Annotated in this window: 19 protein-coding genes and 2 tRNA genes; 13 read left to right on the forward strand and 8 right to left on the reverse strand. The window is 49.5% G+C overall.

Annotated features, from left to right (window positions below; genetic code table 11):
• Positions 1 to 5: 5 nt before the first annotated feature.
• Positions 6 to 416 (reverse strand): ribonuclease P protein component, encoded by a 411-nt coding sequence (gene rnpA, locus NXS13_RS07140; protein WP_259289542.1) that lies wholly within the window; start codon positions 414 to 416, stop codon positions 6 to 8.
• A 34-nt stretch (positions 417 to 450) separates the two neighbouring features.
• Positions 451 to 594, reverse strand: a complete 144-nt coding sequence (gene rpmH / locus NXS13_RS07145; RefSeq protein ID WP_083987655.1) for a 50S ribosomal protein L34 — start codon at positions 592 to 594, stop codon at positions 451 to 453.
• Positions 595 to 1,690: 1,096 nt separating this feature from the next.
• Here rpmH and dnaA point away from each other — a divergent pair.
• From dnaA to gyrB, 5 genes are all read left to right on the forward strand, one after another.
• Complete coding sequence (gene dnaA, locus NXS13_RS07150) at positions 1,691 to 3,328, forward strand: chromosomal replication initiator protein DnaA (RefSeq protein ID WP_259079446.1); 1,638 nt, start codon at positions 1,691 to 1,693, stop codon at positions 3,326 to 3,328.
• Positions 3,329 to 4,016: 688 nt separating this feature from the next.
• Positions 4,017 to 5,204, forward strand: coding sequence for a DNA polymerase III subunit beta (dnaN, locus tag NXS13_RS07155; protein ID WP_259079437.1), 1,188 nt, complete (start codon positions 4,017 to 4,019; stop codon positions 5,202 to 5,204).
• Between the two features lie 35 nt (positions 5,205 to 5,239).
• The gene (gene recF / locus NXS13_RS07160; RefSeq protein WP_259289543.1) at positions 5,240 to 6,454 is read left to right on the forward strand and encodes a DNA replication/repair protein RecF; all 1,215 of its coding nucleotides are present in this window, start codon (positions 5,240 to 5,242) and stop codon (positions 6,452 to 6,454) included.
• The gene (locus NXS13_RS07165; RefSeq protein WP_259079422.1) at positions 6,454 to 7,023 is read left to right on the forward strand and encodes a DciA family protein; all 570 of its coding nucleotides are present in this window, start codon (positions 6,454 to 6,456) and stop codon (positions 7,021 to 7,023) included. The genes recF and NXS13_RS07165 overlap by 1 nt, the downstream gene beginning before the upstream one ends.
• 129 nt (positions 7,024 to 7,152) lie before the next feature.
• Positions 7,153 to 9,189: a DNA topoisomerase (ATP-hydrolyzing) subunit B gene (gyrB, locus tag NXS13_RS07170; protein ID WP_259079415.1), complete on the forward strand. Its 2,037-nt coding sequence runs from the start codon at positions 7,153 to 7,155 to the stop codon at positions 9,187 to 9,189.
• Between the two features lie 462 nt (positions 9,190 to 9,651).
• On the opposite strand, the gene NXS13_RS07175 is transcribed toward gyrB, so the two are convergent.
• The 6 genes from NXS13_RS07175 to NXS13_RS07200 form a co-directional block, all read right to left on the reverse strand.
• A complete protein-coding gene (locus NXS13_RS07175) occupies positions 9,652 to 10,668 on the reverse strand; it encodes a hypothetical protein (RefSeq protein ID WP_259289544.1) in 1,017 nt (338 codons plus the stop codon).
• A 156-nt stretch (positions 10,669 to 10,824) separates the two neighbouring features.
• A complete protein-coding gene (locus NXS13_RS07180; protein WP_259158590.1) occupies positions 10,825 to 11,265 on the reverse strand; it encodes a DUF6918 family protein in 441 nt (146 codons plus the stop codon).
• Between the two features lie 901 nt (positions 11,266 to 12,166).
• Positions 12,167 to 13,792, reverse strand: coding sequence for a hypothetical protein (locus NXS13_RS07185; RefSeq protein WP_259289545.1), 1,626 nt, complete (start codon positions 13,790 to 13,792; stop codon positions 12,167 to 12,169).
• Positions 13,741 to 14,595: an ABC transporter ATP-binding protein gene (locus NXS13_RS07190; RefSeq protein WP_259289546.1), complete on the reverse strand. Its 855-nt coding sequence runs from the start codon at positions 14,593 to 14,595 to the stop codon at positions 13,741 to 13,743. The genes NXS13_RS07185 and NXS13_RS07190 overlap by 52 nt, the downstream gene beginning before the upstream one ends.
• Positions 14,596 to 14,848: 253 nt before the next feature.
• Entirely contained in the window at positions 14,849 to 15,175 is a 327-nt protein-coding gene (locus NXS13_RS07195; protein ID WP_259158585.1) for a TetR family transcriptional regulator, read from the reverse strand.
• Complete coding sequence (locus NXS13_RS07200; protein WP_259079399.1) at positions 15,162 to 15,380, reverse strand: CopG family transcriptional regulator; 219 nt, start codon at positions 15,378 to 15,380, stop codon at positions 15,162 to 15,164. The genes NXS13_RS07195 and NXS13_RS07200 overlap by 14 nt, the downstream gene beginning before the upstream one ends.
• Positions 15,381 to 15,512: 132 nt before the next feature.
• On the opposite strand from NXS13_RS07200, the gene gyrA reads away from it, so the two are divergent.
• From gyrA to NXS13_RS07240, 8 genes are all read left to right on the forward strand, one after another.
• Positions 15,513 to 18,080: a DNA gyrase subunit A gene (gyrA, locus tag NXS13_RS07205; RefSeq protein WP_259079397.1), complete on the forward strand. Its 2,568-nt coding sequence runs from the start codon at positions 15,513 to 15,515 to the stop codon at positions 18,078 to 18,080.
• Positions 18,080 to 18,421, forward strand: a complete 342-nt coding sequence (locus NXS13_RS07210; RefSeq protein WP_259079390.1) for a DUF3566 domain-containing protein — start codon at positions 18,080 to 18,082, stop codon at positions 18,419 to 18,421. The genes gyrA and NXS13_RS07210 overlap by 1 nt, the downstream gene beginning before the upstream one ends.
• A 217-nt stretch (positions 18,422 to 18,638) precedes the next feature.
• Positions 18,639 to 18,715 (forward strand) — tRNA-Ile (locus NXS13_RS07215).
• A gap of 8 nt (positions 18,716 to 18,723) precedes the next feature.
• A tRNA-Ala gene (locus NXS13_RS07220) sits at positions 18,724 to 18,796 on the forward strand.
• A gap of 389 nt (positions 18,797 to 19,185) precedes the next feature.
• Positions 19,186 to 19,629, forward strand: coding sequence for a hypothetical protein (locus NXS13_RS07225; protein ID WP_259158584.1), 444 nt, complete (start codon positions 19,186 to 19,188; stop codon positions 19,627 to 19,629).
• 415 nt (positions 19,630 to 20,044) lie between these two features.
• Complete coding sequence (locus NXS13_RS07230) at positions 20,045 to 21,589, forward strand: type I restriction-modification system subunit M (protein ID WP_259158583.1); 1,545 nt, start codon at positions 20,045 to 20,047, stop codon at positions 21,587 to 21,589.
• Positions 21,589 to 22,749: a restriction endonuclease subunit S gene (locus NXS13_RS07235; protein ID WP_259079379.1), complete on the forward strand. Its 1,161-nt coding sequence runs from the start codon at positions 21,589 to 21,591 to the stop codon at positions 22,747 to 22,749. Before NXS13_RS07230 ends, NXS13_RS07235 begins: the two co-directional genes overlap by 1 nt.
• Complete coding sequence (locus NXS13_RS07240) at positions 22,749 to 25,925, forward strand: type I restriction endonuclease subunit R (protein WP_259158636.1); 3,177 nt, start codon at positions 22,749 to 22,751, stop codon at positions 25,923 to 25,925. Before NXS13_RS07235 ends, NXS13_RS07240 begins: the two co-directional genes overlap by 1 nt.
• Positions 25,926 to 26,779 lie beyond the last annotated feature (854 nt).

Consider the following 26,779-nt stretch of genomic DNA (forward strand, 5'->3'; position numbering starts at 1 on the left):
ATGCTCTAGTTTAGCTGTGCGCCAGTAGAGGGATATATCTGTCCTAATTTTGACAATGCCTTGATAATATCGCGCTCGAGGCTGTGATAATCAGCGGTCGCAGAGGCTGGGAGGGCTCGGATAACGACTGCAGATCCGCGGGGGAGCGTAGGCATGATGGGTCGGAGAATATGACGTAGTTTGCGGCTGACGGCATGTCGAGTCACTGCATTGCCCACGGCTTTAGAGACGATGAGCCCGGCAACGGGACAGGCTAAGGATAACAAAGAAGTCGCTCGGGTATCAGCGTCATCCATATCTGGAATGCTAGGTTGGTGATAATACACCAAAACGGTGCGCCCACCTGCACGTTTACCTTTCCGAATAGTGTGACGAAACTGCTCAGAAGAGGTTATTTTATGCTGCTGTGGAAGCACCGTTCGAATGTTACGCTATGCGCTTATATAAAAATTAAGCGGTCAGCTTTGCGCGTCCCTTGCGACGACGTGCGGCCACAATTGCGCGGCCGGCACGAGTACGCATACGGATACGGAAGCCGTGCTTCTTAGCGCGTCGACGGTTGTTCGGTTGGAACGTCCGCTTGCCCTTGGTCACGGTGATACTCCTCAATACGTTAACGCAGGAAAAACTTTTCATAAGGGGGCAGGATTTTATAAGCCTATACGGACATCGCTATGAGCCCAGACTGCAGTGGCACAGCCCCTCTTTTTAAAAAGTTCATCCCAAAAAGTTGGATGATGGTTATTTAAGAAGCAGTCATTCCCCAAAGATATTCGCGGACGAATATTCGGAGAATTATGAGCATTCTGCTGACAACCAGCAGGTGTTCGCTTCTTAAGCACAAGGCCATCTAGACAAGGTTCTGGCTAGAAAGCGTTGTGTTAGACCAACTAAGGGTACGTGAATCGCGGGGATGAAACCAAATCGACACGCGGGTACCCCCTTAATACCCTCGGAATATCAAAGTTGTAATTAACCTTGGACTTTTATGCCACCAAAGGGTTTATCCACAGGTTGATTCATTATCTTCCATCCGCCATGGCGCCACGGTACCCAATAAATTAAGACGCAGCTGAGGAAATATATTGGATAGTGAAAGTACGAGTTAGACACCTCGGCTTGGAAGCGGTAACAATAGTATCCAGCGAATGCAATCCCACACCCTGTTATCCCCAGGACTGTGGATAACTTTAAACTTAAGGTTTATAGTTTCCACAAATTCCGAGGTTTATCGAGGTCACGGCGATTTCTTTCACCAAGAAAGTTATCAACACCCACGCATCTAGGTTGTGGATAACTTTTCGGGGAGATGACCCCAAGGTTTATCCACAGCTGTGGATAAACCTGTGGAAGACGTGGTCATGGGCTAGATAAATCTCAACGGTGATTGTGGATGGGGCTGTAGATGACAACCGTGTCATTGGGGAAATCTTCTCTGACGCGTCTGAAGTTTCCAGCCCTTTGTTGCAAGGGATAATTGTGACAACAACTCAATAGACGGGTACTCGTGCCCGACTAGTGAGCAGGCGGCAACTGGTACCGGGAGAAAATCTCGTGTCCCTTTAATAGCGCCACACCCATAGCCAAGGGGGCATCACCTTTGCTTGTGCCTGACTGAAATTCGTGATTTTAGTCTTGACGTCAAGGGCGAAGAACTGCTGCCTATCGAACACTGTAAGGACCTATAACCGTGACTGCCCATGCAGCGAATACAGAGGATAATGAGGAAACTTGGCATGCCATCATTGATGAGCTCACCAGTGGTGACTCTGACAGTGCACTCCATGTGGGACGGCGCGAGCGCGCTTATCTTGAATTATCGCGCATAGTTCTCATTCATAACGGTTTTACTCTCATTGCCACCTCCTCAGAGGGTGCTAAGACCTATATTGAGAAATATCTCGTATCCCCGATTCGCGAGATTATCGAACGCCGTACCGGCTTTTTGACCACTATAGGAGTGGTCGTCGACGAGGGCACCGCAACCCCCCAGCGCATATCCGAGGCTCCCCAAGCAGTGGTTGACCAAACTTCTCCTCGAGCTCAACCTGCTTATCAGCTTAGCTCCGAAGAAAAACCAGAGCACTCAACCCCCACTGCTGTAAGCGCCGCCGTTCAAGCCCCCCGCAAAGCAGAACGCGATGCGATTATCGGGCAGCAAACCATGCTCATGGGAGGTGACAACCTCGCTCCACTCGACGCGACCTCTGCTCGCCCCCGCTCGGAATCATCAGCCACGGATCACAACGCTGGCCTGCTCAATCGAGATTCTTCCACCCCGCGTATTGATGAGGCCTCAAATCTTAATGAGCGCTATACCTTTGACAATTATGTGGTCTCCGATTCCAATAAATTGCCAACCTCTGCAGCTATCGCCGTCGCCGAGAAGCCAGCACGAGCATATAATCCACTGTTTGTGTGGGGAGATTCCGGACTCGGGAAAACCCATCTCATGCACGCTATTGGAAATTATGCCAGGCAGCTCCATCCCGCGTTGAAGGTACGCTATGTCTCTAGCGAAGAATTCACCAATGATTATATTAACTCGGTGCGTGATGATCGCCAGGAATCTTTTAAAAGACGCTACCGCAGCTACGACATCTTAATGGTCGACGATATCCAGTTTTTGCAGGGTAAAGAAGGTACCCAGGAGGAGTTCTTCCACACCTTCAATGCGCTCCAGCAAAGTGGCAAGCAAATCGTTCTGAGCTCTGACCGGCCACCGAAGCAGCTCACTACCTTGGAAGATCGCTTGCGCACCCGATTCCAGGCCGGGCTTATTGCCGATATTTATCCACCCGATCTAGAAACGCGTATTGCGATTTTAGAAAAGAAGGCACAAGCTGAGGGTGTTCAGGCTAGTCGTGACGTACTCGAGCTTATAGCTTCGCGCTTTACCTCCTCTATTCGCGAATTGGAGGGAGCCTTTATTCGTGTTGCTGCTTTTGCCTCTCTAACGAGCAGTGGCATTGATATCCATAATGCTGAGGCGGCCTTGTGCAACCTGCTACCCGACGAGCAAAACGTACAGATTACCGCGCAGCATATCCAGGCGGCGGCTGCCGAATACTTTAACTTCGAGATCAGTGAACTACTCTCGGCTAAGAAATCCCGGCCTCTCGCGCATGCGCGGCAGCTAGCGATGTATCTGTGCCGCGAATTTACTGAGCTTTCCTTGCCACAAATTGGCCAGCAGTTCGGCGGTCGCGATCACAGCACCGTGGTCTATGCGGAGAAGAAGATCCGACAGGAGATCACCCAGAAGCGCCAAACCTATGATGAGATCGAAAAATTAACAGCGCTGATTAAAAAGAAGGCGCAGGGTTAAATATTCCAGATATCAAGCCCTCCGGGTCCACAGCAACAGTGTGGACCTGGAGGGCCTTTTTATCTCCGACTAAGGATCAATGCGATTTCAGTACGTTATCCACAGAGTCCACAGAGTTATCCACACCCGTGTAATTACATTGCTGTAATTAGGTGAACCTCATCACTATTCACCAAGAAAAGCCCAGGACAACAATCTGGGGATAACTCCTGCAATTCTGTGGACTACCACGGCGTTATATGTGAGTAGATTTGTGGACAACCGTCAGGCCTAAAGTTATCAACATTGAAGGTGACTTATCAACAGGTTATTAACACCCCTGCGCACAGGGAAGAATTACTCACTGAGCTGGCTAAAGGACCCCTTATCCACAGTTTCGCCAGGACTTACTGTAGTTACCACTTTTATTACTAGTAATTTATTAAGAGAAAGAAGAGCTGGGGATAACAAGAATGTACTGAGTTCAGCGACCGCCAACCGAATAACAAAAATTCTTTGTACGAACCTCAAGGGCAGGTAGGTTTGTTAGAGTGAAACCATCAACCATCGGCGTGAGTAATCACAGTGATGTGGTTTAGGATGTGGTTTAACATTATGCTCAGCCAAGCTCGACACGTGCTAACGAGCTGCAGCAAATGACAAACGGCCGACTAAATACTTTTCCAACCAAGGGAGCATCAGGGAGCACATGGACGACAATGTAGTGTCATTCGAAGTTGAAAAAAATGACTTGTCCAGCGCGGTCTCATGGGTAGCGCGTAATCTACCTTCACGCCCCACCCAACCAGTGCTTCGAGCCATGCTAATTACTGCCGACGACGAAGGCCTTGAAGTTGCCGGTTTCGACTACGAGGTATCTACTAAAGTTCGCATTCCAGCCCAGGTTGTGGATAAGGGGCGCATTGCTGTCGCAGGAAAACTCTTAGCGGATATCATCTCCACGTTGCCCACCAAGCCGGTGAACATTTATGTTAAAGGCTCAACGGTGCAATTAGAGTGCGGTTCTTCACGCTTTGAATTACCACTTATTCCCCTCGATGATTATCCCACCTTGCCTACCCTGCCACAGGCTACGGGGGCTATTGATCCCAGATTATTTGTTGATGCTGTAACCCAAGTAGCCGTAGCTGCAGGTCGCGATGACACCCTTCCCATGCTCACTGGAGTTGATATGGAGATCAGCGGTGAAGAAGTGACGCTCACCGCAACAGACCGATTTAGACTCGCCCTGCGTCGCTTTCAGTGGGCTCCGCAGAGTCCAGAAGCAACGGCTAAATTGCTGATTCCTGCGAAAAACTTGCAAGAAAATGCTCGCACCTTGGACTCTAACTCTTCCGAGCCGGTGGAAATCGCAGTTGGTACTGGTGATGCCATTGGAGCCGAAGGTCTTTTTGGTATTCACGTCGATAACCGCCAAACCACCACACGCCTCCTCGATGCAGTTTTTCCCAATGTGGGACCACTTCTGCCTAAGGAACACCGCTCGATGGCCAGTGTGAATATCTCAGACTTACAGGATGCTATCCGCCGTGTCTCTTTGGTTGCCGAACGTAGCGCCCAGATCCGGATGCAATTTAGCCGCGGTGAACTGATTCTTTCCGCCGGTGGAACGGATTCCGGACATGCGGAAGAATCATTGCCCTGCTCCTATAGCTCGGACGAAGAGCTCATTATTGCCTTTAATCCTGCATATCTGCGCGATGGCCTCAGTGTTATCCGCTCCGCACGGGTAGTCTTTGGATTCACCGAATCTTCACGTCCGGCGATCTTGATTCCAGAGCCGGAGAATATGCCTGAGGCCAACGAAGAGGGAATGTTCCCCACCCCTGAAACTGATTTCACCTATCTCTTGATGCCCGTACGGTTACCAGGCTAGATCTGGCACAGTCTGCCTAAGAGATCGAGGTTAATGTGTATATTCGGGAACTTTCTCTGCGTGATTATCGCTCATGGCCTGAGTTGTCGATCAGTCTTCATCCTGGAATTACACTATTTACCGGCCACAATGGCTTCGGCAAAACAAATATTGTGGAAGCCATTGGATATGCAGCTAGGTTGAGTTCCCATCGTGTCCCTAAGGATGCTCCGCTGGTGCGCCACGGGGCTCACAATGCCAGGATTTCGGCTACTGCGGTCAACGATGGCCGGGAATTAACTGTGCATTTACTCATCAACTCCAGCGGCAGCAACCGAGCACATCTCAACCGAACCCAGCTCAAAGCCCCACGGGAGGTATTGGGAGTTGTTCGCACCGTCCTTTTTTGTCCAGAGGATCTCGCTCTCGTTCGGGGAGAACCCCAAGAACGCCGGAATTATTTGGACAATATACTCAAAGCGCTGCGGCCCCGGCTATACGCCGTCAAAATGGACTACGAGAAGGTACTCAAACAACGTACTACCTTATTAAAAACCGCTGGCGCTCACCTTCGTCGCGGCTACGGGCACGATCAAGGCACCCTAGATACCCTCGATATTTGGGATAACCAGTTAGCACGTTTAGGAGCTGAATTAATAGCTGCTCGCCTGGATTTAGTTTCAGAGCTCAACCCACTAGTTGAACAATCATATGCCACCATTGCCCCCCAATCTCGACCTGCGCATATTCACTATCGCTCCAGCGTGCCAGGAATAGCTGAAACTGAGACCGATCCGGAACTAATTGAAGCTGCAATGCTCGTAGAACTCGCGGCAAAGCGCCACAAAGAAATCGATCGGGGTCTTAGTCTCGTCGGACCCCACCGCGACGATTTGGACCTTCTCCTTGGTGATGCCCCTACCAAGGGTTTTGCCAGTCACGGGGAAACGTGGTCAATGGTATTGTCCCTGCGTCTGGCAGAATTCCAATTACTTCGGGCCTCTGGTACCGACCCCATTTTGATTTTGGATGATGTGTTTTCCGAATTAGATCTGGCACGCCGCACCAGGTTGGTGGCCCTGACCGAATCGGTTGAGCAAGTCTTTATTACTGCAGCAGCCTTTGAAGATCTCCCTGAGAATCTTCTTGAAGCGATCACGCAGCGCTTTGAAGTCGGAGTCAAAGACACCGAATCTGGTCGTGTCTCCCAGCTAAAATATGCAGCGGAATCTGAGGCGGATGCCCAGGTCATCTCAGCGGAGTCACCGTAATGGCTGCTGAGCGCGACGACGATAAACCTACTGATGATTGTGTGCAGATGGCCTTTCTCAAAATGCGGGAAATGGCTCAGAAACGCTCAGCACACCTTCCCGATTTGCACGCCGCCCCGCAGCGTCCCCAACCTCGATCCCAGAATACTGCGGTGAATATGCGGCGCCGTGGACGCCCGACAGGTCGCGATGGGAGGGCGATCTCCTATGGCTCGTATAGCTTGGAGAGCCTCGGCACTATTCTTAACAAGGAAATTAGCAAGCGTGGCTGGCAGCCTGGTATGGCCAAGGGCTGGATTATGGGCAACTGGGATTTGCTCGTCGGCGATCAAGTGGCTCACCATACCCGGGTAGAAATGCTTAAGGACACCACATTGTTTATTAGTTGTGATTCCACAGCATGGACGACTAATTTGCGCCTGATGCAAAAAGAGATTCTGAAAGCTATCGCCCACAAAGTTGGTCCAGATATTGTGACCGAGTTGAAAATATTTGGACCTAAGACCCCTAGTTGGCGCCATGGCCCGCTGCATGTCAAAGGTCGTGGCCCTCGCGACACCTACGGATAATTTTTTATGGGGCGTGAAAATCGGCCCATATAGGTGGCATAGACCTAAGCGTAGTAGTACCACGTAGGGCTCTAGGCAGTGTAGAATAAAGCAGTCTAACTGTACATAATTGAAGGAGTGCTAGTTCACGTGGCAACCGCTGAACATGGGTACGACGCCTCATCCATCACCATCCTTGAGGGTCTTGAGGCAGTGCGCAAGCGACCGGGAATGTATATCGGCTCGACCAATGAGCGCGGTCTGCATCACTTGGTATGGGAAGTCGTTGATAACTCAGTCGATGAGGCAATGGCTGGCTATGCCGACAAGGTCGATGTGACAATTCTTGCCGACGGTGGAATCGAGGTCGTTGATAACGGTCGCGGTATCCCCGTGGAGATGCACCCCTCTGGAGCCCCCACCGTCCAGGTGGTCATGACCCAGCTGCACGCTGGCGGCAAATTCGATTCGGAATCCTACGCGGTCTCCGGTGGCCTCCATGGTGTGGGTATCTCCGTGGTCAATGCCCTCTCGACTCGCGTTGAAGCCGATATTAAGCGCGATGGGAAGCATTGGTATCAGAACTTCAACCAGGCTATTCCAGAAGATCTCATCGAGGGCACTAATGCTCGTGGGACGGGGACGAAAGTTCGCTTTTGGCCAGATCCTGAGATATTTGAAACAACGCAGTTCGACTTTGAGGTCATTTCTCGTCGGTTGCAGGAAATGGCTTTCCTCAATAAAGGCCTGACCATCACACTTACCGATAAGCGGGCGAGTGTTGAGGAGATCGAGCTCGACGAAATTGCCGAGGCAGAAGGCAATCTCTCCCTTGATGAGATCGATCAGGCAGCGGATGAAACCACCCCTGAAACCACTGCTGTGAAGAAAAAGGAAAAGCGTAAGGTCTTTCACTATCCGAATGGTTTGGAAGACTACGTGGCCCACCTTAATCGGTCGAAAACAGCTGTGCATCCATCCATTGTGGGCTTCGAAGCCAAGGGCGATGATCACGAGATTGAAATCGCTATGCAGTGGAACTCGGGCTATTCCCAATCGGTGCACACTTTTGCCAATACCATTAACACCATCGAAGGCGGCACCCACGAGGAAGGCTTCCGTGCGGCGCTCACATCTTTGATGAATAAGTACGCCCGCGAACATAAGCTCCTAAAAGAAAAGGAAGCTAATCTTACCGGCGATGATTGCCGCGAAGGCTTAGCAGCAGTGATCTCCGTTCGGGTGGGCGACCCCCAGTTTGAGGGTCAGACAAAGACCAAATTGGGCAACTCCGAGGTACGCTCATTTGTCCAGAAGGCAGTATACGAGCATGTATCCGACTGGCTAGATGCTAATCCGGCAGAAGCCAAGGTTATCATCAACAAGGCTGTCTCCTCGGCTCATGCTCGACTTGCTGCCCGTAAAGCACGTGAAATGGTGCGCCGGAAGTCTGCCACTGATCTAGGTGGCTTGCCCGGTAAGCTCGCCGATTGCCGCTCCAAAGACCCGAGTAAGACCGAGCTCTATATTGTCGAGGGCGACTCTGCTGGTGGTTCTACTAAGGGCGGACGTGACTCGATGTATCAGGCGATCTTGCCGCTGCGTGGCAAGATCCTCAATGTGGAAAAAGCACGCTTAGATAAGGTGCTCAAAAACAACGAGGTACAGGCTATTATTACTGCACTTGGGACTGGTATCCACGACGAATTCGATATCTCGAAATTGCGTTATCACAAGATCGTGCTCATGGCGGATGCTGATGTGGACGGTCAGCATATTGCGACCTTGCTGCTAACCTTGCTCTTCCGCTTTATGCCGCAGTTGATTTCCGAGGGACACGTCTACTTGGCTCAGCCACCTTTGTATAAGTTGAAGTGGGGCAAGGGCGAACCTGGATTTGCGTATTCGGATGCCGAGCGCGATAAATTGCTCGCTGAAGGTCTAGCTGCTGGGCGCAAGATTAATAAGGATGACGGCATCCAGCGCTATAAGGGTCTTGGTGAGATGAACCCGAGCGAGTTGTGGGAGACGACCCTTGACCCTTCGGTGCGCATTCTGCGCCGCGTGGATATGGAAGATGCACAGCGCGCAGATGAGCTCTTCTCCATTTTGATGGGTGATGATGTTGCGGCGCGCCGTTCCTTTATTACAAGAAATGCTAAGGACGTTCGCTTCCTCGACGTCTAGTCTAAATCCCCGTTGCCACGGTTATAGCTGGGACAACGGGGATTTTTATTGGCTATGATGGGCACGCATTCTCTAAAGTATAAAAAGAGAAGAGCAAGACGTCTGAGGCTGACACATTGTGGGCTTGAGGTTTATTTAAGGAGACTGATTAAGAAGATCGGGCCACCACAGCGTCGGTTGTAACAGCCAGAAAAATATCGCGCTCTCGTAGGTGCAGGGTGTTTTGTTGCTTCGAACAGAAATAAAAAGATTGTAGCCGTAGAGCCCATGATCCCAGCATGATTGTATGCTTATTAGTTGTTTGAGTAGCGAATATTTTGCACTTAGTAGTCCCTAAGACTTTATACCTTAAAAAGATAAAAGGAGCGGTGCAGTCACAACGTCACTGCACCGCTCCTTTAATGCCGGAATAGCTCTTGGTGAGGATTCCAGTCGGCGCTACTTGCTCCGATGAGGGAGTGGTTATAGGCGGAAGTCCATGGCAAATTTCGCCAGGGCGCCGATCAAACCAATGACGGCTACGATGACGCCAACAATGATTCCAACAGTATTATTCTCGCCGCCAAAATCAGCCGCGCTTCCAGAATTCGGATCATTATCTGGTTTTTTATCTGGTTGGGTATTGTTATTTCCTGGAACTTCAGGTTTCTTGCTTGGCCGAGGAGGATTCTGTGGCTTCGGTGCTGGGGTTTCCTTTGGCGTAGACCCACCTATAATACCGGTGGCTGATTCTCCCTTTTCTTTGGTGCGATAGATCCATTCGGTGCGTTCACCAGCGGGAATACGATCGGGCTTGGTTGCGGGAGAGCTGGAGATCGCTGCATAGCTAGGAGAAATCTTATTCTTAAGTCCGTGTACATGGACGCGGGCGAAACCGTAGGTAGAGTGCTCGGGGTTGAGCATATGCATGAGATGCCCGCTGTCTCCGGAAAATGTGCCACCTGTTTTCTTGAGTGCATCGAGCTCTTTCTCGCCCCATGCTTTCAGGATGGTTTCACGCAGGGTTGGTTGACCCAGAGCCAAACTCTCAAGTTGAGGCTTATGACCGTCTCGGGTGGCGGTTCGGTATGAGGAGCCGTCGATACGTGTGTGAGCAAATTTGTATCCAGCTTCTCCAGCTCGTTGAACAGCTATCCAGGTGAGATTTTCATCTGATTTTACATTGGTGTACTGCGCCTTGGAGGTGATTCCATAATGACGAGCAACATCCTGGAGGCGAGTCCCCTCCGGGAATTTGTCGAGGTAGTAGTGGCGGTAGATGGGGTTGAGATCCCACATCTTACTGCGCAGTTCTTTCAGAGCAGCAATGCCTTCGGTACGCCCAAGCGAGGGGTCAAAGGTGGCCGACATAGCAACGAATTCGCTGGTTTCGGCATTCATCTCCACATTAGTTGTGGGAGCAACTGCGGCCTGTGCGATGTGAGCTGGGAGTAGCATGCTCGCACTTAGAGTGAGCGCGATAAGGGCTTTATTTTTCACAGAGAAGGCTCCTAAAAAATCCAAGAATAAGAAGATGCTTAATCAAGCAAGTATGAATATCTTAACGGATTTAATTAATGACAGGACCTCGTTGAGAAAAAAATTAAAAAGGATGCCAGCTGATTTACTGCAATAAGCAGGTTGTTTCTTAGAAAATCATGGTCGCATATACTTCTCTATGATATCCCCCAGAAGAGGGAGACGGGGGCTAATCATATGTGCCAGATGCGATCGATAGTGACGGTAATATCTGTTTAATGGTGATTTCCCGAACCGCTGTACCCATGTGTCAGTAGTGCTGAGAATATCGCTAATAACATTCTCAGCTTCAGCATTGAGGTACGTTCCGAAATCGGCCGTCGTAGATTTTTGGTAGAGATCCCAATATGGCTGCAAAGCAGAGAGAATAAAGGGAGCTAATAAATTCACAGTGCGTGACACGATAGACTCGTTGACCTTTTTTCCCGCTTTAACAGCAGCTTTGAGAGCTAGTGAACTCAGTCCGGAACTCTGTTGAATGGAATCCTCGATCAGAGTGCTGAGATCTGCTACGAAAGATTCGCGGTGAGTTTTCAGCATGTTTTTTAGGGTGCTCATAATGTGAATCAGCCTTTCCCGAGCGGGTGTAGAGAAGAACTTTATACCAATAGGCGATAAAAAAGCGTTCGCAATGTGTGATATGACCAGCTTCAGGGATATACCAACTATTGCGAACGCTTATAAACCACAGTTGTAATTCTTCCGCCACAGACTCTACGTGGGTGTCTGCCTTTTATTCCACATCCCGATAAAAGATATAGAAGATCCAGCAATAAGGAGCGATCAGGACACCTCAGTAGTTAACTGCAATCACAACAGTCACAATTATTACAGATTTGTGGGTACTCCCGCAAAGAAAATACCTAAAAAATCTCGCACGGGCACGAATTCCCCTCCCAAGTCTCAATCTCGTTGCCGAGCTGGCCATCACGAAAACAAAAAGCACCGTCAACACACCGCATAGGAACCTGCGCAGCGTATGAGGAAAATTTTCGACGGTTTATTTAAGATGCACGATGCGAAAAAACTCTTTTCCGAGGTCGGGGAGTTTTCTTGAAGATCGCTGTTTGCATCTATACCCCGGAGTTGAGCCTAGATAGAAGCCGCATCGGTACGGAGTCTTTGGGAAAAACAGTGTATTTGCCCCGGTATTGAAAAAATATCGGCAAAAAGTAGCAGTGGCTCGGTACTATGCTGATAACGGATCTAACCCTGTTCGGGGGGAGAGGTAGTCTGAGGTCACACCTGATCTTTGGACGCGCACCCTCCGGTGCATGGGTTCAGATGATGTACGGAGTAAGGATGGACTCCTAGTTATTCCCGCAAACTCGAGGGTGTCGCGTGCTTCCCTAAGGCATAAGTGGTGCCATAGATAGCCGATTCTCTAGATATCCCTATATGTTCTCTCAAGGTGCTCTCATAGAGGGGGAGAGGCTATTTTTATTTAGACAAGTTTCATTTAGGCAAGAAGATCTCTCCGGATATAGCACCTGATCCCAATGATTGAGCAGACAAGCCCACCAAGAATGAGGACACCTACCCCCAGAGCGTGATCAACCATATGTGGTGCCCAGGAGTAGAGAGAGAATTTAATGATCGTCTTAGAGTGGGGAAAAAACTCTGCAAAGAAGCTGAGAAGCGCAGATAAAGCAACGGGGAGATAGGCCAGACCAACAAATCGGGGCGCTAGGCCCATGAGCAGAAAAGAAAACCCGAAAGCGAAAAATGTAGCGGGATAGAGATCAATTACTTTAAAGAAGAGAGGATAAAACTGATCAGCCTGTACCTCTGGACTCATAATCGCAGCTAAAGCAGCGAGGAGACCACTGATCATCGCGATACCCGCGGTCATAAGAGCAACGAGGAGCCAAGTTCTTAGAAGAATCTCCCATCTTGTTCGTCCGGTACTAAGAAGGAGGCTTAAAGTTCCTGATATCTCGGCCCTGTACAGGCTCTGGCTTAGCACAATAGCCATAATGGAGAGCACGACGGCATGAAGTAGGGCCAATGACTGGGCAGCGCCTGCGATGACGGAGCTACCAAACCCCAATTGTTCAAAGATCGCCGCCGCTTCTGGGGTAGTTGAGAAAATCTTGGACATCTCTCCCACAAGGGCAAAGAATGCGATGCTGAATATAATGATTCCACCGCTGAAGAAGGAAAGAGCGACGCGGTTATGAGAAATCCACAATCTACTAAGCCCATATCCAGAGCGGCTCTTAAGTGCATGTGAAATTACACGAACCTGGGAGCCAAGATCGCGTTTGATGAATAAAGTGGCACCTATCACGGCTAAGCAGCTCAGAGCCATATATAAGGCAGGGAAAAATTCTTCACCGTCGAAAGGCTTAAGTAAATCCCGCCAACCCAAAGGACTTAGCGCTCGAAGCCAGTTGATAGTGTAAAGATCCGCGAATACCCGCACCATGAAGCTGAATCCTATAAGGGTGAGGGACAGAGCCTTCGTCAATCTTTCAGATCCAGTGACCTGCCCGATAAGAATGGCTACAAGGCCAAAAATAGAGGTGCTAAAAAAGAGCGCCAGCCCATAAGATAGGGAACCTATTAGTGAAGCCCCTGTGGGTACAAGGCTCAGGCCTGAACCGAAAGCGAAGATTCCAGTGATAATAACGAGACTAAGAATCGAAGAGCCAAGAAGGGTACCTCTTGTCATTCCTTGGCTCAGTAGAATTTCGGCCCGGCCATTCTCTTCGTGACCAATGGAAGTATAGGTAGCTAAAAGAACGGCCATAATGGCGCCTAAGACCATAACAGTCATCCCGGTTTTCCATGCTGTGAGGGAATAGATATCGAGAATAGTGGGCAGGGGACCATAAAAGGCAATCACTCCAGCTGAGGAAGCTGAGGCAGCACCGATAGAAGCCAGATCATCAGGATTAGGAATGGAATTCTCGGTGGCTATGGGTGAGATATATGTCAGGAGAATAAGGGGAATGAGCCATGAGGCAAGAAAAAGCTTTTTAGAGCGCAGATCCTGTCCTACCAGGTGAATAAGAGAACTCAACATCATGATCACCGCTCGTAAAATTTCAAGAAGAGATCTTCTAAGTGGGCTGGTTCGCACCGTATAGAGTGTGCTCCTTGGTTAATGAGCCGAGTTAGAGTGGTGTTAACCAACTTTGGTGCGACAAATTCTTCGATGTGTTGCCCGCGGGAATCAACTGCTCGTATATGCATGCCACCAAGGTGGGTAAGGGTGTCCTTGGGGCCTGATTCCACAATATATCCTTGGCGGATAATGCTAATCTCATCGGCTAATTCTTGGATTTCACTAAAGATATGGCTAGACATAAGAATGGCGGCACCTTCATTGCGGCGTTTTATGAGCCAATCTTTAAAGACGTGTTGGATGAGAGGATCCAGCCCACTGGTGGGTTCGTCCAGAATAATGGCAGCAGTGGGAGCAGCTAGTGCCGAGATGAGGAGCACCTTTTGTTTATTGCCACGAGAATAGGTGCGCATCTTTTTACTGGGATCTACATCGAAATCATCAATGAGTTCGCTGATGCGCGCTCTTTCAGCTTGAAGTGGCTTGCTATTATGGCCGTGACGGATGCGAGCGAGGGTATCGATAATCTGCCCTCCCGTTAGCTGTGGCCAGAGGTGACTATCGCTAGGCACAAAGCTGGTGTTTTTCCGCGCTAACGAGGGGTTGATGGTGGGATCGTGACCGCTGAGGCTTATAGTGCCGGAATCGGGGCGAATAAATCCTAAAAGGCAGCGGATTGTGGTTGATTTTCCGGCACCATTGGGTCCGAGGAAGCCGTGGATGCTGCCGGGCGGGATCATAAGAGAGATATCTTTGAGAACCTGGGTGGTGCGGAAGCTCTTGACGAGGTTATTGATAGAAATAATAGGCTTGTTCATACTCTGTAGTGTCCCAGAGATCTTTTGCTTTTGCTAGGAAAAGTACAGAGGAATGCTGCAGAAATATCGCCAATGGCTAAAAAATAGCAAAGACTTTAAATACACGCGACAGATAGCACGATCGCGAGGGCCTATACCGTGTCGACGCTGCCATGCTCAGTCGTGGTATCTCTAGTCTCAGCCTTGTGAGATGGTGGCATCACGCTGGCAGTAGAGCGGTTAAAGCTCTAGCTATTCACCTCTTAAACCACCATTACGGGGTGGAGATATGCTCGGCAAAGGATAGATAGACGGTGGCCGCGAATCGGGCAAAGCTCTCATTGTGTGCGCTCAGTGGATGAGTGAGGTTAATTATTCGGGCGAGGGAGCGGGCACTTTCTTGAACGTCTCGATCGACCCTAACCCCATCGAACCGGGCGTTAGTACTGGTGGCGCAAGCATAGAGTGCAGCATAATCGGTGATGCAAGTGGCATAGGTGGCGCTGAAAATATCGGCGATGATGAGAAGCTGTTCGGGGCTGAGATTAACCCACGGTCTCGGGGAGGTAGGCGTGCGGGGCGAGGAATTAGTGGTGCTCACGCCGCGCTCGATTCAGTCGATCCTCCATGTAGTGGTTCTCGATGAGATCGGTGGCGAGGGATTCAATAAGAGAATCATTCACGCTGCGCCGGGCTTGGGCCATAATGGCGCGCAAAACGGCTTCGTGTTTACTCACCCCCTGAGCCTGTGCGAGGAGTTCAACAGCGCGGTTATATTCGGGTGTTAATCGAAGCGTCATTGCCATATTTCAATCCTACGCCACAAAGTGGTATCACTGTGGTATCACTTAAGGGAGGATCAGGCGCTGAGATGCGCTCAAAAGGCCGTTAAGGGGCTAGACTAGAAGAGATTTATTCTCATACTGAAAGGTCCCTATATGAGTGACGATCTCTTCTCGGGAGAAACATACGATCGCATTTTCCCGATCGACCTCAATGAGGAAATGCAGTCGTCGTATATCGACTACGCCATGTCGGTTATTGTCGGCCGCGCACTCCCAGAAGTTCGCGATGGCTTAAAGCCCGTGCACCGCCGTATTCTCTACGCCATGTTCGATTCCGGGTACCGCCCAGATCGCAGCTATGTAAAATCAGCACGCCCGGTCTCTGACACCATGGGACAATTCCACCCACACGGTGACTCAGCCATTTATGACACCCTCGTGCGTCTAGCGCAGAGCTGGAATATGCGCTACCCGCTCGTCGACGGCCAAGGAAACTTTGGTTCCCGCGGCAATGATGGCCCAGCCGCCATGCGTTATACCGAGTGCCGCCTCACCCCGCTAGCCATGGAGATGGTGCGCGATATCCGAGAAAATACCGTCAATTTCTCCCCGAACTACGATGGTAAAACTCAAGAGCCCGATATTCTGCCATCTAGGGTCCCCAACCTTTTAATGAACGGCTCCAACGGCATCGCCGTGGGTATGGCTACCAATATTCCACCCCATAACCTGCGCGAATTGGCCGACGCCATCTACTGGTTATTAGAGAATCCCGAGGCTGATGAAACCTCGACGCTCGATGCCTGCATGAGCTTTGTCAAGGGTCCCGATTTCCCCACGGCGGGCCTAATCGTTGGAACCCAAGGTATTAGGGATGCTTATACCACTGGCCGCGGCTCCATTCGGATGCGGGGTGTGACCTCCATTGAAGAAGAGGGTAGCCGCCAGACCATTGTGATTACGGAGCTTCCGTACCAGGTCAACCCCGATAATTTGATTTCAAATATCGCAGAACAGGTACGAGACGGCAAGCTGGCTGGAATCTCTAAGATCGAAGATGAATCCTCCGATCGTGTGGGTATGCGCATCGTGGTTACCCTAAAGCGAGATGCGGTACCGCGCGTCGTGCTCAATAACCTCTATAAGCACTCGCAGTTGCAGACGAACTTCGGCGCCAATATGCTCTCGATCGTTGACGGGGTGCCGCGTACCTTACGTCTCGATCAGATGCTGCGCAATTATGTCGCTCACCAGATCGAAGTGATCGTGCGCCGCACCCAGTACCGTCTCGATGAAGCGGAAAAACGTGCGCATATCTTGCGCGGTTTGGTCAAAGCCCTCGATATGTTAGATGAGGTCATTGCCCTCATCCGTCAGTCGGCCACGGTGGATGTAGCCCGCTCTGGACTGATGGATCTTCTTGAGATCGACGAGATTCAGGCCGACGCTATCCTGGCTATGCAATTGCGTCGCCTCGCTGCCCTGGAACGCCAGAAAATTATCGACGAATTGGCAACCATCGAAGCCGAAATCGCCGATTTGATGGATATCCTCTCCTCCCCAGAACGTCAGCGCTCCATTGTGCGCGCTGAGCTCAAAGAGATCGTCGATAAGCACGGCGATGATCGTCGTTCGCAGATTATCGCCGCTACGGGCGATGTTACCGAAGAGGATCTCATTGCCCGCGAGAATGTCGTGGTCACCATCACCTCAACGGGGTACGCAAAACGCACCAAGGTCGATGCCTATAAGTCGCAGCGCCGTGGTGGCAAGGGAGTTCGCGGGGCCGAACTCAAACAAGAAGATGTGGTCCGCCACTTCTTCGTATGTTCCACCCACGACTGGATTCTGTTCTTTACCAATTTCGGTCGCGTCTATCGCCTCAAGGCCTATGAGCTGCCGGAAACATCCCGCACCGCTCGTGGGCAACACGTAGCCAATCTGCTGGAATTCCAGCCAGAAGAGCGCATCACCCAGGTGATCCAGATCCAAAGCTACGAAGACGCACCGTATCTCGTTCTCGCCACCGCGCAAGGTCGAGTAAAGAAGTCACGCTTGAGCGATTATGAATCAAACCGTTCAGGAGGGCTCATCGCTATCAACCTCAATGAGGGCGACAAACTCATTGGAGCAGCCCTATGCTCTGGCGACGATGACTTGCTGCTGGTGTCCGAAGAAGGCCAGGCCATCCGCTTCCACGCCGATGATGAGCAATTACGACCCATGGGTCGATCCACCGCAGGTGTGAAGGGCATGCGCTTTAGAGGCGAGGATCAACTCCTGGCCATGACCGTAGTCCGCGAGGGCTCCTCCCTCTTGGTGGCCACCTCAGGGGGCTATGGCAAGCGAACCATCATGGAAGAATATGCCACCCGTGGCCGCGGTGGCATTGGTGTGATGACCTTTAAGTACAGCCCGAAGCGCGGCAAACTCATCGGTGCGATTGTAGTAGATGAAGACGATGAGATCTTCGCTATCACCTCAGCCGGTGGCGTGATTCGCACCGAGGTTAACCAGATCCGACCAAGCTCTCGTGCCACCATGGGCGTTCGCCTGGTGAACCTCCAAGACGGTGTTGACCTTCTAGCCATTGACCGAAATGTTGAAGGCGAAGGCGAAGAAGAAGCCGAAAAGGTAGCAACAGGGGAGAAGGAATTGCCGCACGGGCACCAAACTCCGCTCAGCGTGAGCCCCAATGACGCGGAACAAGGGGATAAATAATGGCTACTCGTATTAGCGCCATTACCCATATCGCGCCGCTCTCGGTCTTTCGGGTTACCTTCATTCTCTCCACGGTGCTCGCAGCGGCCGGACTTTTAAGTGTCACCCTGCTGTACTTTGGCATGGATGCCATGGGAGTGTGGGATCAGGTGAACCAGATTATTGGTGGTGTGGGTGGAACCCAGCTCATCACCTTTCCACTGGTGATGATGTTAGCCGGGCTGCTGGCTATCATCTTTGTGATCCTCACCAGTGTGCTGCTGCCGCTGATCGCGGTGTGCTACAACGCCACCACTGATTTCACCTCGGGGCTACGCATTCAAATTACCCACGATTTCTAAGCCCTAGCAACAGATCCCACCTCCCTCACCCGCGCAAGCGGCATAGAAGGGGAGGTGGAATTTGTTTTTCCTTTATACCCAGCCCTAAAATGAAAGGCGCAGCGTTGTAGTGATAACTACTGAGCACAAGGTTATCGTGTGACCATAAACATCATGGTCACGAGTCGATTTGTGAAATATTAACTTCTTAGATAACATTTCGACTGTTCCTTCTTAAGGGCCTATAGCTCAGTCGGTTAGAGCGCATCGCTGATAACGATGAGGTCGCAAGTTCGATTCTTGCTAGGCCCACCAAGGAATTTGGGGCATTAGCTCAATTGGTAGAGCATCTGCTTTGCAAGCAGAAGGTCAGGAGTTCGATTCTCCTATGCTCCACAACTAGTAAAGAACCGGTACCTACCTAAAAGGTGCCGGTTCTTTTTGTCTCCTCGCAGCAAGTCGCTGAGGTACTTTGATATCTCCCCAGCTTGGGTGGGAGGTAACGAGCATATTTTGGCGCAGCTCAACGGAGGTTTCAGCAAAACTGGATACGATCAGCGGATGGACTATTTCTTAAACTTTGCGAGCTGGTGGACAACTGAGCGAACCAGCACGTTGATTAATGCGTTCATCGCTCTTATTTCTCTCTTGGTTGCGTGTCGTTCCCTTCGCTTGAATAGGCAGATAAATATCAATGCCAATCGACCGATGATGATGGCTCACGTGCTAATGCCCGATTACCCCGAGAGCCTCTACGTTTTATTATCTCTAACAAAGGTAAATCAGTGGCAAAGAATGTGATGGTGAACTTCGAGCCGGAACTGCCCGACTCAGCAATACAGGCCGCGACCCCAAATAGAAAGACCGGTTACTCGCTTGTAGAAGGTGTCAAACTGATCTTTGATCGCAAAACTTTCTCGACATGGGTTCCAGGTTTTCAAATAGATGTCGCCTACTGGATGCAACCTAAAGGTAAGTACGTTGATGGCGAAGCAATTTCCGCTTCCAGAGAGGGCGTACCTGCGCTTCAATTTGTTCTCTTGGAATATGATGATGAGCTCGGCAATCACTACTCAGAGAGATTCGAACTTAATGTTCGCAGCGTTCTAGGTACACATTTTCACGCCAATAGTAATACAACGAATGGTCGACTTAATTTGGAAAAACAGATATCGAAAGATGTACAAGATCTTAACCGAGTACTTGGGAGGATCTCGCGACAACTATAAAAGAATTAACGTCTCTTATTTGGTGGGGCTTCTTAGCCCACCTTGGTCAAAAGTTTGGAAGATAAAGCTGAACACGTTTTATATAACGAGGTATATGGCGGAGATCGAATTTGTCACTACTTACTTCACTCAATCTGCTAGGAATGATGGGCGCGGGGAGTAGGGCATAGTTACGGTTGGCCGGATCTTCGCGTGAGCAATATTCGGCCGAATCTGAGGATCCTATGAGTCCTTTTAGCCTGGATAGGAGAACTTCTTTCGAACAAGCGTTCTCTGATTAGCGCGCTTTGTCTATTCCTAGTCTTATAGTCGTGGCGTTGGCACTTTTAACAAGATTATTCTTGCTAGAGTCCTACGTAGATTTATTCCCAACAGCCCTTGTTTTGAGGGCGGTGAAAGACCATAAGGATTACCGATGACTAAAGAGTCTCAGCGTGCTGAATTACACAAAACCATTTGGAAAATAGCCAACGAGCTACGTGGCAGCGTAGACGGCTGGGACTTCAAAAGCTACGTCCTCGGTATGCTGTTCTATCGCTTCATTTCCGAAAACATCACCAACCACCTCAAAAGCAACGAGGATGATGACTTTAACTACGCGGATCTCACCGATACCGAAGCCGAAATAGTCAGGGAAGAAACAGTTAAAGAAAAAGGCTATTTCATTCTCCCCTCACATCTATTTTCTAACGTACGTACGCGCGCGAAAAATGATGAGAACCTCAATGAGACTTTAGATCATATCTTCCGCAGCATCGAAGGCTCAGCAGTCGGTACTGCGAGTGAAGACGATATCAAAGGTCTCTTCGACGATCTCAACGTTAACTCACCTAAGCTTGGTAATACCGTTCAAGAACGCAATGAGAAACTCGTTAAACTTCTCAATGCTATTGGGGACCTACCCCTCGGAAACTTTGATGACAACACTATTGATGTCTTCGGTGATGCTTATGAGTATCTCATGACGATGTATGCCTCCTCGGCTGGGAAATCAGGTGGGGAATTCTTCACCCCACAGGAAGTATCAGAACTACTCGCACGTATCTCTATCGGGGATAAAACGCACCTGAGCCGGGTATATGATCCCGCCGTGGGTTCGGGCTCTTTGCTGTTGAAATTCGAGAAAATCCTAGGAAAAGGTAAAGTCGGGGGTTTCTATGGTCAAGAAATAAACCTCACTACCTATAACCTCGCGCGGATTAATATGTTCCTCCACGGAATCAACTACGAGCGCTTCAACTTAAGTCTTGGTGATACGTTGATTAATCCGCAGCACTGGGATGATCAACCTTTCGAAGCAATCGTCTCCAACCCGCCCTACTCAATTAAGTGGGACGGCAAAGACAACCCATTGTTGATCAACGATGAGCGTTTTTCCCCGGCAGGTGTCCTGCCGCCGAACTCAAAAGCTGATTTAGCGTTCACAATGCATATCTTGAGCTGGTTGGCGGAAAATGGCACTGCGGCCATCGTGTCATTCCCCGGGGTGCTCTACCGCGGCGGAGCGGAGCAAAAAATCCGCAAATATCTTCTTGACAATAACTATGTCGAGGCCATCATTCAGTTGCCTGCCAATCTCTTTTTCACGACAACCATTGCAACATGCATTATGGTGCTGAAGAAGTCCAAGAAAGACACCGATGTGTTGTTTATTGATGCCTCTAAGGAGTTTAAGAAGGTAGGAAAGAAGAATAAGCTCCTGGATGAGAATATCGCCCATATCCTCGAGTTATTTAACGATCGTAAGGACGTGGAGTATCTTGCGAAGCTGGCCTCGCACGAGGAGATTGCGGGTAATGACTATAACCTTGCGGTGTCGAGTTATGTTGAGCCAGAGGATACCAGGGAGGTTGTTGATATTGCTGAGCTTAACCAGCGTATAGCTGGGATTGTTGAGCGCCAGCAGGTTCTGCGCACCAAGATTGATGCGATTGTTGCGGATCTCGAGGGTGGTAAATAATGAATAGGATTGAGCGACTGATCCAGCAGCACTGCCCTAATGGGGTGCCTGTAGTTCCTATTAACCAAGTTGTGAAATATGAGCAGCCAACTCGGTATCTAGTGAACTCCAAAGAGTATCGCGATTTTTACGAAACTCCGGTTTTGACAGCTGGAAAAGCTTTCATTCTGGGTAAGACCAATGAGAAACACGGTATTAAAATGTCAAGCCCAGAAGATCCGGTGATCATATTTGATGACTTCACTACTAGCTCTAAGTGGGTAGATTTTCCCTTTAAGGTTAAATCATCTGCCTTGAAGATTCTTTCAGTTGACTCGGAAATCTTGGACATTCGATATTTGTTCCATACTATGCAGACTATTGGTTATCCTGTCACAGATCACTCGCGCCAGTGGATTTCCAAGTACTCTCAGTTGAACATTCCTATCCCTCCTTTGGAGATTCAGCGTGAGATTGTTGATATTTTGGACTCCTTCACCGAGCTGGAGGCTGAGCTGGAGGCTGAGCTGGAAGCTCGAACGATTCAGTTTCAATATGTTCTAAATTCAGTATTTAATTTTGATGAGAATGTTGAAGTCTATCGTCTAGGGGATGTGTGTACAAAAGTTAGTTCAGGGGGAACCCCGAGGACGACTAGAGCCGAATACTACGATGGCGATATTCCCTGGATCAGGACTCAAGACATCGACTTCAACTACATCCACGAAACCTCTAGAACTATTACCGATCTTGGACTGGACAATAGCTCGGCTCATTGGGTTCCCCCCAAGACCATTGTTGTTGCTATGTACGGAGCGACTGCAGCCAAAGTGGCCATCACAAGCATTGCTGCTACCACCAATCAGGCTTGTTGCAATCTTGAGATAAACCCCCATAAAGCCGAATACAAATATGTCTTCTACTATCTCCTTTGCCGTTATGAAAAACTAAAATCTCTCGGAGTCGGATCTCAATCGAATTTGAATGCCAGCAAGGTAAAAAATTTCCCTCTACCTCTACCCTCGTTGGAGGAGCAAAAAGAGATTATCAAGACCTTGGAAGCATTGAACTCATACACCAACGATTTGAAGAGTGGAATTCCTGCAGAGCTTAGCGCTCGTCGCCAACAGTACGAGTACTACCGGGACCAATTACTGACCTTCAAAGAACTAAAGGTGTGATGGGTGTGGGTGCTGTGAAGGCATTTGAACCTCTGGTGGTATCAGCTGATTCGACCGTTGTCGCGGAATATGAGGCCCCAGAATCTTCGGTGGTGGAGTATCAGTCCGAAGCGCAGTTGGAAAACGAGTTCATTCGGATTCTACAGTCACAAGCCTATGAGTATTTCCAGCCACGGTCCGAGGAAGAACTGGTAGCTAATCTGCGCAGGCAGCTGGAAAAGCTCAACAAGACTGAATTTAGTGATTCTGAGTGGAAACGCTTCTTCGATGGAGTCATCGCTAGTAAAAACGACGGCATTAAGGAAAAGACCAAGCGTATCCAGCAAGATAACGTGCAATTAATGGAATTAGACGATGGGCGAGTGAAGAATATTCGCCTGATCGATAAAGCTAATATCCACAACAATAGCCTTCAGGTGATCAACCAGTATGAAACCGTGGGGAGCTCTCGTAGTAACCAGGGGGAGCCTTTAGGGGAGAAGCGCCTGAATCGATATGATGTCACGGTCTTAGTCAATGGTTTTCCGATGGTGCATATAGAGCTTAAGCGTCGAGGGGTTGATATTCGGGAGGCGTTCAACCAGATTCAGCGTTATCAGCGAGAAAGCTTTTGGTCGGGATCTGGGCTTTTTGAGTATGTGCAGCTTTTTGTTATTTCCAACGGAACGTTAACAAAATACTATTCAAATACCACTCGTGTGCACCATATTGAGACTACCGCTAAAAAGTCGTCGAGGAAGACGTCCAACAGCTATGAATTCACCTCGTGGTGGGCTGATGGAAATAACAAGCCTATCCAAGAGTTAACAGATTTTGCCCGAACATTTTTTGCCAAGCACACTCTGCTCAATATTCTTACGCGCTATTGCGTGCTTACCGTTGATGATCTTTTGCTGGTTATGCGCCCGTACCAGATTGTGGCTACGGAACGGATCCTGAGCAAGATCCAGATCTCTACTAACTACAAAACTCTGGGGACTCTTGATGCTGGTGGATATATATGGCACACCACGGGATCAGGGAAGACCTTGACCTCATTCAAGGCGTCTATCCTAGCCTCGCAAATGGAGAGCGTGGATAAGGTTCTTTTCGTGGTTGATCGCAAAGATCTGGATTACCAGACTATGCGGGAATATGAGCGCTTCCAAAAAGGGGCGGCTGATTCTAATACGTCTACTGCGGTGTTAAAGCGCCAGCTCGAAGACAGTGATTCGCGGATTATCATTACCACGATCCAAAAACTGTCTACGTTTGTTAAAGCCAATAAGAAGCATCCGGTTTTTGCTAAGCATGTGGTGATGATTTTCGACGAGTGTCACCGTTCCCAATTCGGTGAGATGCATACCGAAATCACGAAATCCTTTAAGAAGTACAATCTTTTTGGGTTCACCGGCACCCCTATCTTTGCGGTGAATTCCTCTTCAGGTAGTAATCCGCATCTCAAGACTACGCAGCAGGCTTTTGGCGATAAACTGCATACCTACACCATCGTTGACGCAATCACGGATAGGAATGTTCTCCCCTTCCGCATTGACTATATCGACACTATCAAGGTGGGCGACGTTCGCGATAAGGACGTCAGCGCTGTAGATACGGAACGAGCACTCTTGGCCCCCCAGCGAATTTCTGAAATTGTTGCTTATACCTTGGAGCACTTTCCGCAAAAAACTAAGCGGTGGCAAAGCTATGAGCACACCGTGGTATCAAATGTGGTGGAGTCAACCCGCACCAGGCGGGCGCATATTGCCAAGAACGATAGACGGCATGTGAGAGGCTTCAATGCGCTCTTTGCTACCGCCTCTATCGATGCGGCTAAGCGCTATTACAATGAATTCCAGGCCCAACAGGACGGCCTTACACCCGATGAGCGGCTAAAAATCGGAATGATCTTTAGCTATGGTGCCAATGAGGCCACCGCCGATGGGATTATTGAAGATGAGTCCTTTGAGCCAGAAAACCTGGACAACTCTTCGCGGGATTTCCTTGAGGATGTGATCAATGACTATAACGATATGTTTAATACGTCCTATGACACCTCGGCGGATAAATTCCAGAACTACTACAAGGATCTATCCCAACGGTTAAAAAACCGGGAACTAGATCTAGTCATTGTGGTCAATATGTTCCTCACCGGTTTTGATGCCACCACCCTCAACACCTTATTTGTGGATAAGAACCTCAAGGCACACGGCCTGATCCAGGCCTATTCTCGGACCAATCGGATTCTTAACTCGGTAAAAACCTACGGCAATATTGTGTGCTTCCGCGATTTGGAGGAAGAGACCAATAAGGCACTGGAGCTATTTGGTAACAAAGACGCCCACGGAGTAGTGATCTTGAAGCCTTTTAGGGATTACTACGCTGAGTACGCCAATAAAACTTCAGAACTCCTACAGGCCTTTCCTGAGGGTGAGCGAATAATCGGGGAATCTCGGCAAAAGGAATTTATTGCCTTATTTGGGGCCATTTTGAGGTTGCAGAATATTCTCTCCTCTTTTGATGAGTTCACTGGTCAAGAGATTCTCACGCCGCGCCAAGAGCAAAATTATCGCAGTATTTACCTGGATATCTACGCTCATGTTCGTGGGGAGCAGGACGCAGACAAGGAAGTGATCAATGATGACCTCGTCTTCGAAATTGAATTGATCAAGCAGGTAGAAATTAATGTTGACTATATCTTGCTGCTGGTAGAGAAATACCGCGAGCAGCACGGTGATGGCCAAGATAAGGATATTCGAGCTGAAATTTCCCGCTCCCTGAGCGCCAGCCCAACGCTGCGAAGCAAGCGTGACCTCATCGAAGCTTTCGTTGATTCGATTTCTCCTAACTCAGACGTGGAAGAGGAGTGGGTTGAGTTTATCCGTTACCACCGGGGAGCGGAATTACAAGGCATCGTGGAAGAAGAGAAACTGCAGCCTATATCCACGAGAGAATTCATTATCAGATGCTTTGCCGATGGTTCATTTAAAGACACGGGAACGGATATTGCTGAGTTATTACCGAGGGTATCGAGGTTCAAACCCGACCCTGAGGGGCTTACATATGCCGAGCGGAAGAGGAGAGTTACAGAAAAGCTATCCGAGTATTACGATCGCTTCGAGGGTTTAGGGTACGAGGCAGACGCTGTCCTCAATGGTGCGGAATCCATCAGTGTGGGTGATATTCGTGATATTTAAAATCGTGGTGCTTGGTCAACACCCCAGACTCCAACAGGCTCCAGGGGTGCAGCCTTGGACCTTGAGAATACGGGATGGGATATCTCATGACACCAACCCGGCATAGATCCGTTGCTGAATCAGGGACGTGTGGGATATAAGCAGCAAGAATAATCTGTGGACCCTGGAATTACGCACTCACCATCACTACACCTGAGGTCAGCAGTGCTGTGCGTAGTACACGGTCGCTTTCGGTGGACGTTGCTTCGGCTTTATTGAAGGTATACATGAAGGAGCCCCGAGTGCTCCGTGCCTGTAAGCGATAGGCAGTGGTAAAAACACCCAGACACCAAAACCACAGGGTGGTGCTATTCCACAGTGAGATGCTCGTTGCTTTAGCAACATCGAGCGCTGCAATATGGGCTCTCGCGCCATAATTTCTTTAGAAGGCATTAGGGCCCTGCATCCTAATGGGCGAATCCGTCCTCAAAGGACTATCTACATTCCGGTGAAAGCCACCCCAACACACGGATCTGCGAGGTCTGAGGGCGCGGTTTTAAAGGAGTGAAGAATTACTGAACGAAATCATGAGCTCGTGCCCCCTCGGGGGTAAAAATAGCGGCGACGCGGCAAGTTATATTCAACTCCCAGGATGAAAAAACCCCATAAGCAGCACTTTCTCATTAGGATCCTTTAAACCGAAAGAGGTTGCGGTGTAGTGCGCGGAATTTCATGCGGGGGAGCAAATCAAATATAAAAATCGATTGTGTCATCTCTCGAAGTTCACTCACTAAAAGAAAATGCTTATAGGTGGCAAGAAAAGACTGTGGTAGCTTATGAGGCGCCATGAATGATGGCACAGAAGCCATAGGCAC

Source organism: Corynebacterium sp. ES2730-CONJ (assembly GCF_024834055.1).
Lineage (GTDB): Bacteria > Actinomycetota > Actinomycetes > Mycobacteriales > Mycobacteriaceae > Corynebacterium.

Excerpts from the sequence above, each read along its gene's own strand:
- gyrA (WP_259079397.1), top strand. The coding sequence starts at position 15,513 with ATGAGTGACGATCTCTTCTCGGGAGAAACATACGATCGCATTTTCCCG.
- NXS13_RS07180 (WP_259158590.1), bottom strand. The coding sequence starts at position 11,265 with ATGAGCACCCTAAAAAACATGCTGAAAACTCACCGCGAATCTTTCGTA.
- NXS13_RS07165 (WP_259079422.1), top strand. The coding sequence starts at position 6,454 with ATGGCTGCTGAGCGCGACGACGATAAACCTACTGATGATTGTGTGCAG.
- NXS13_RS07190 (WP_259289546.1), bottom strand. The coding sequence starts at position 14,595 with ATGAACAAGCCTATTATTTCTATCAATAACCTCGTCAAGAGCTTCCGC.
- NXS13_RS07230 (WP_259158583.1), top strand. The coding sequence starts at position 20,045 with ATGACTAAAGAGTCTCAGCGTGCTGAATTACACAAAACCATTTGGAAA.
- NXS13_RS07200 (WP_259079399.1), bottom strand. The coding sequence starts at position 15,380 with ATGGCAATGACGCTTCGATTAACACCCGAATATAACCGCGCTGTTGAA.
- NXS13_RS07240 (WP_259158636.1), top strand. The coding sequence starts at position 22,749 with ATGGGTGTGGGTGCTGTGAAGGCATTTGAACCTCTGGTGGTATCAGCT.
- NXS13_RS07210 (WP_259079390.1), top strand. The coding sequence starts at position 18,080 with ATGGCTACTCGTATTAGCGCCATTACCCATATCGCGCCGCTCTCGGTC.
- NXS13_RS07235 (WP_259079379.1), top strand. The coding sequence starts at position 21,589 with ATGAATAGGATTGAGCGACTGATCCAGCAGCACTGCCCTAATGGGGTG.
- dnaN (WP_259079437.1), top strand. The coding sequence starts at position 4,017 with ATGGACGACAATGTAGTGTCATTCGAAGTTGAAAAAAATGACTTGTCC.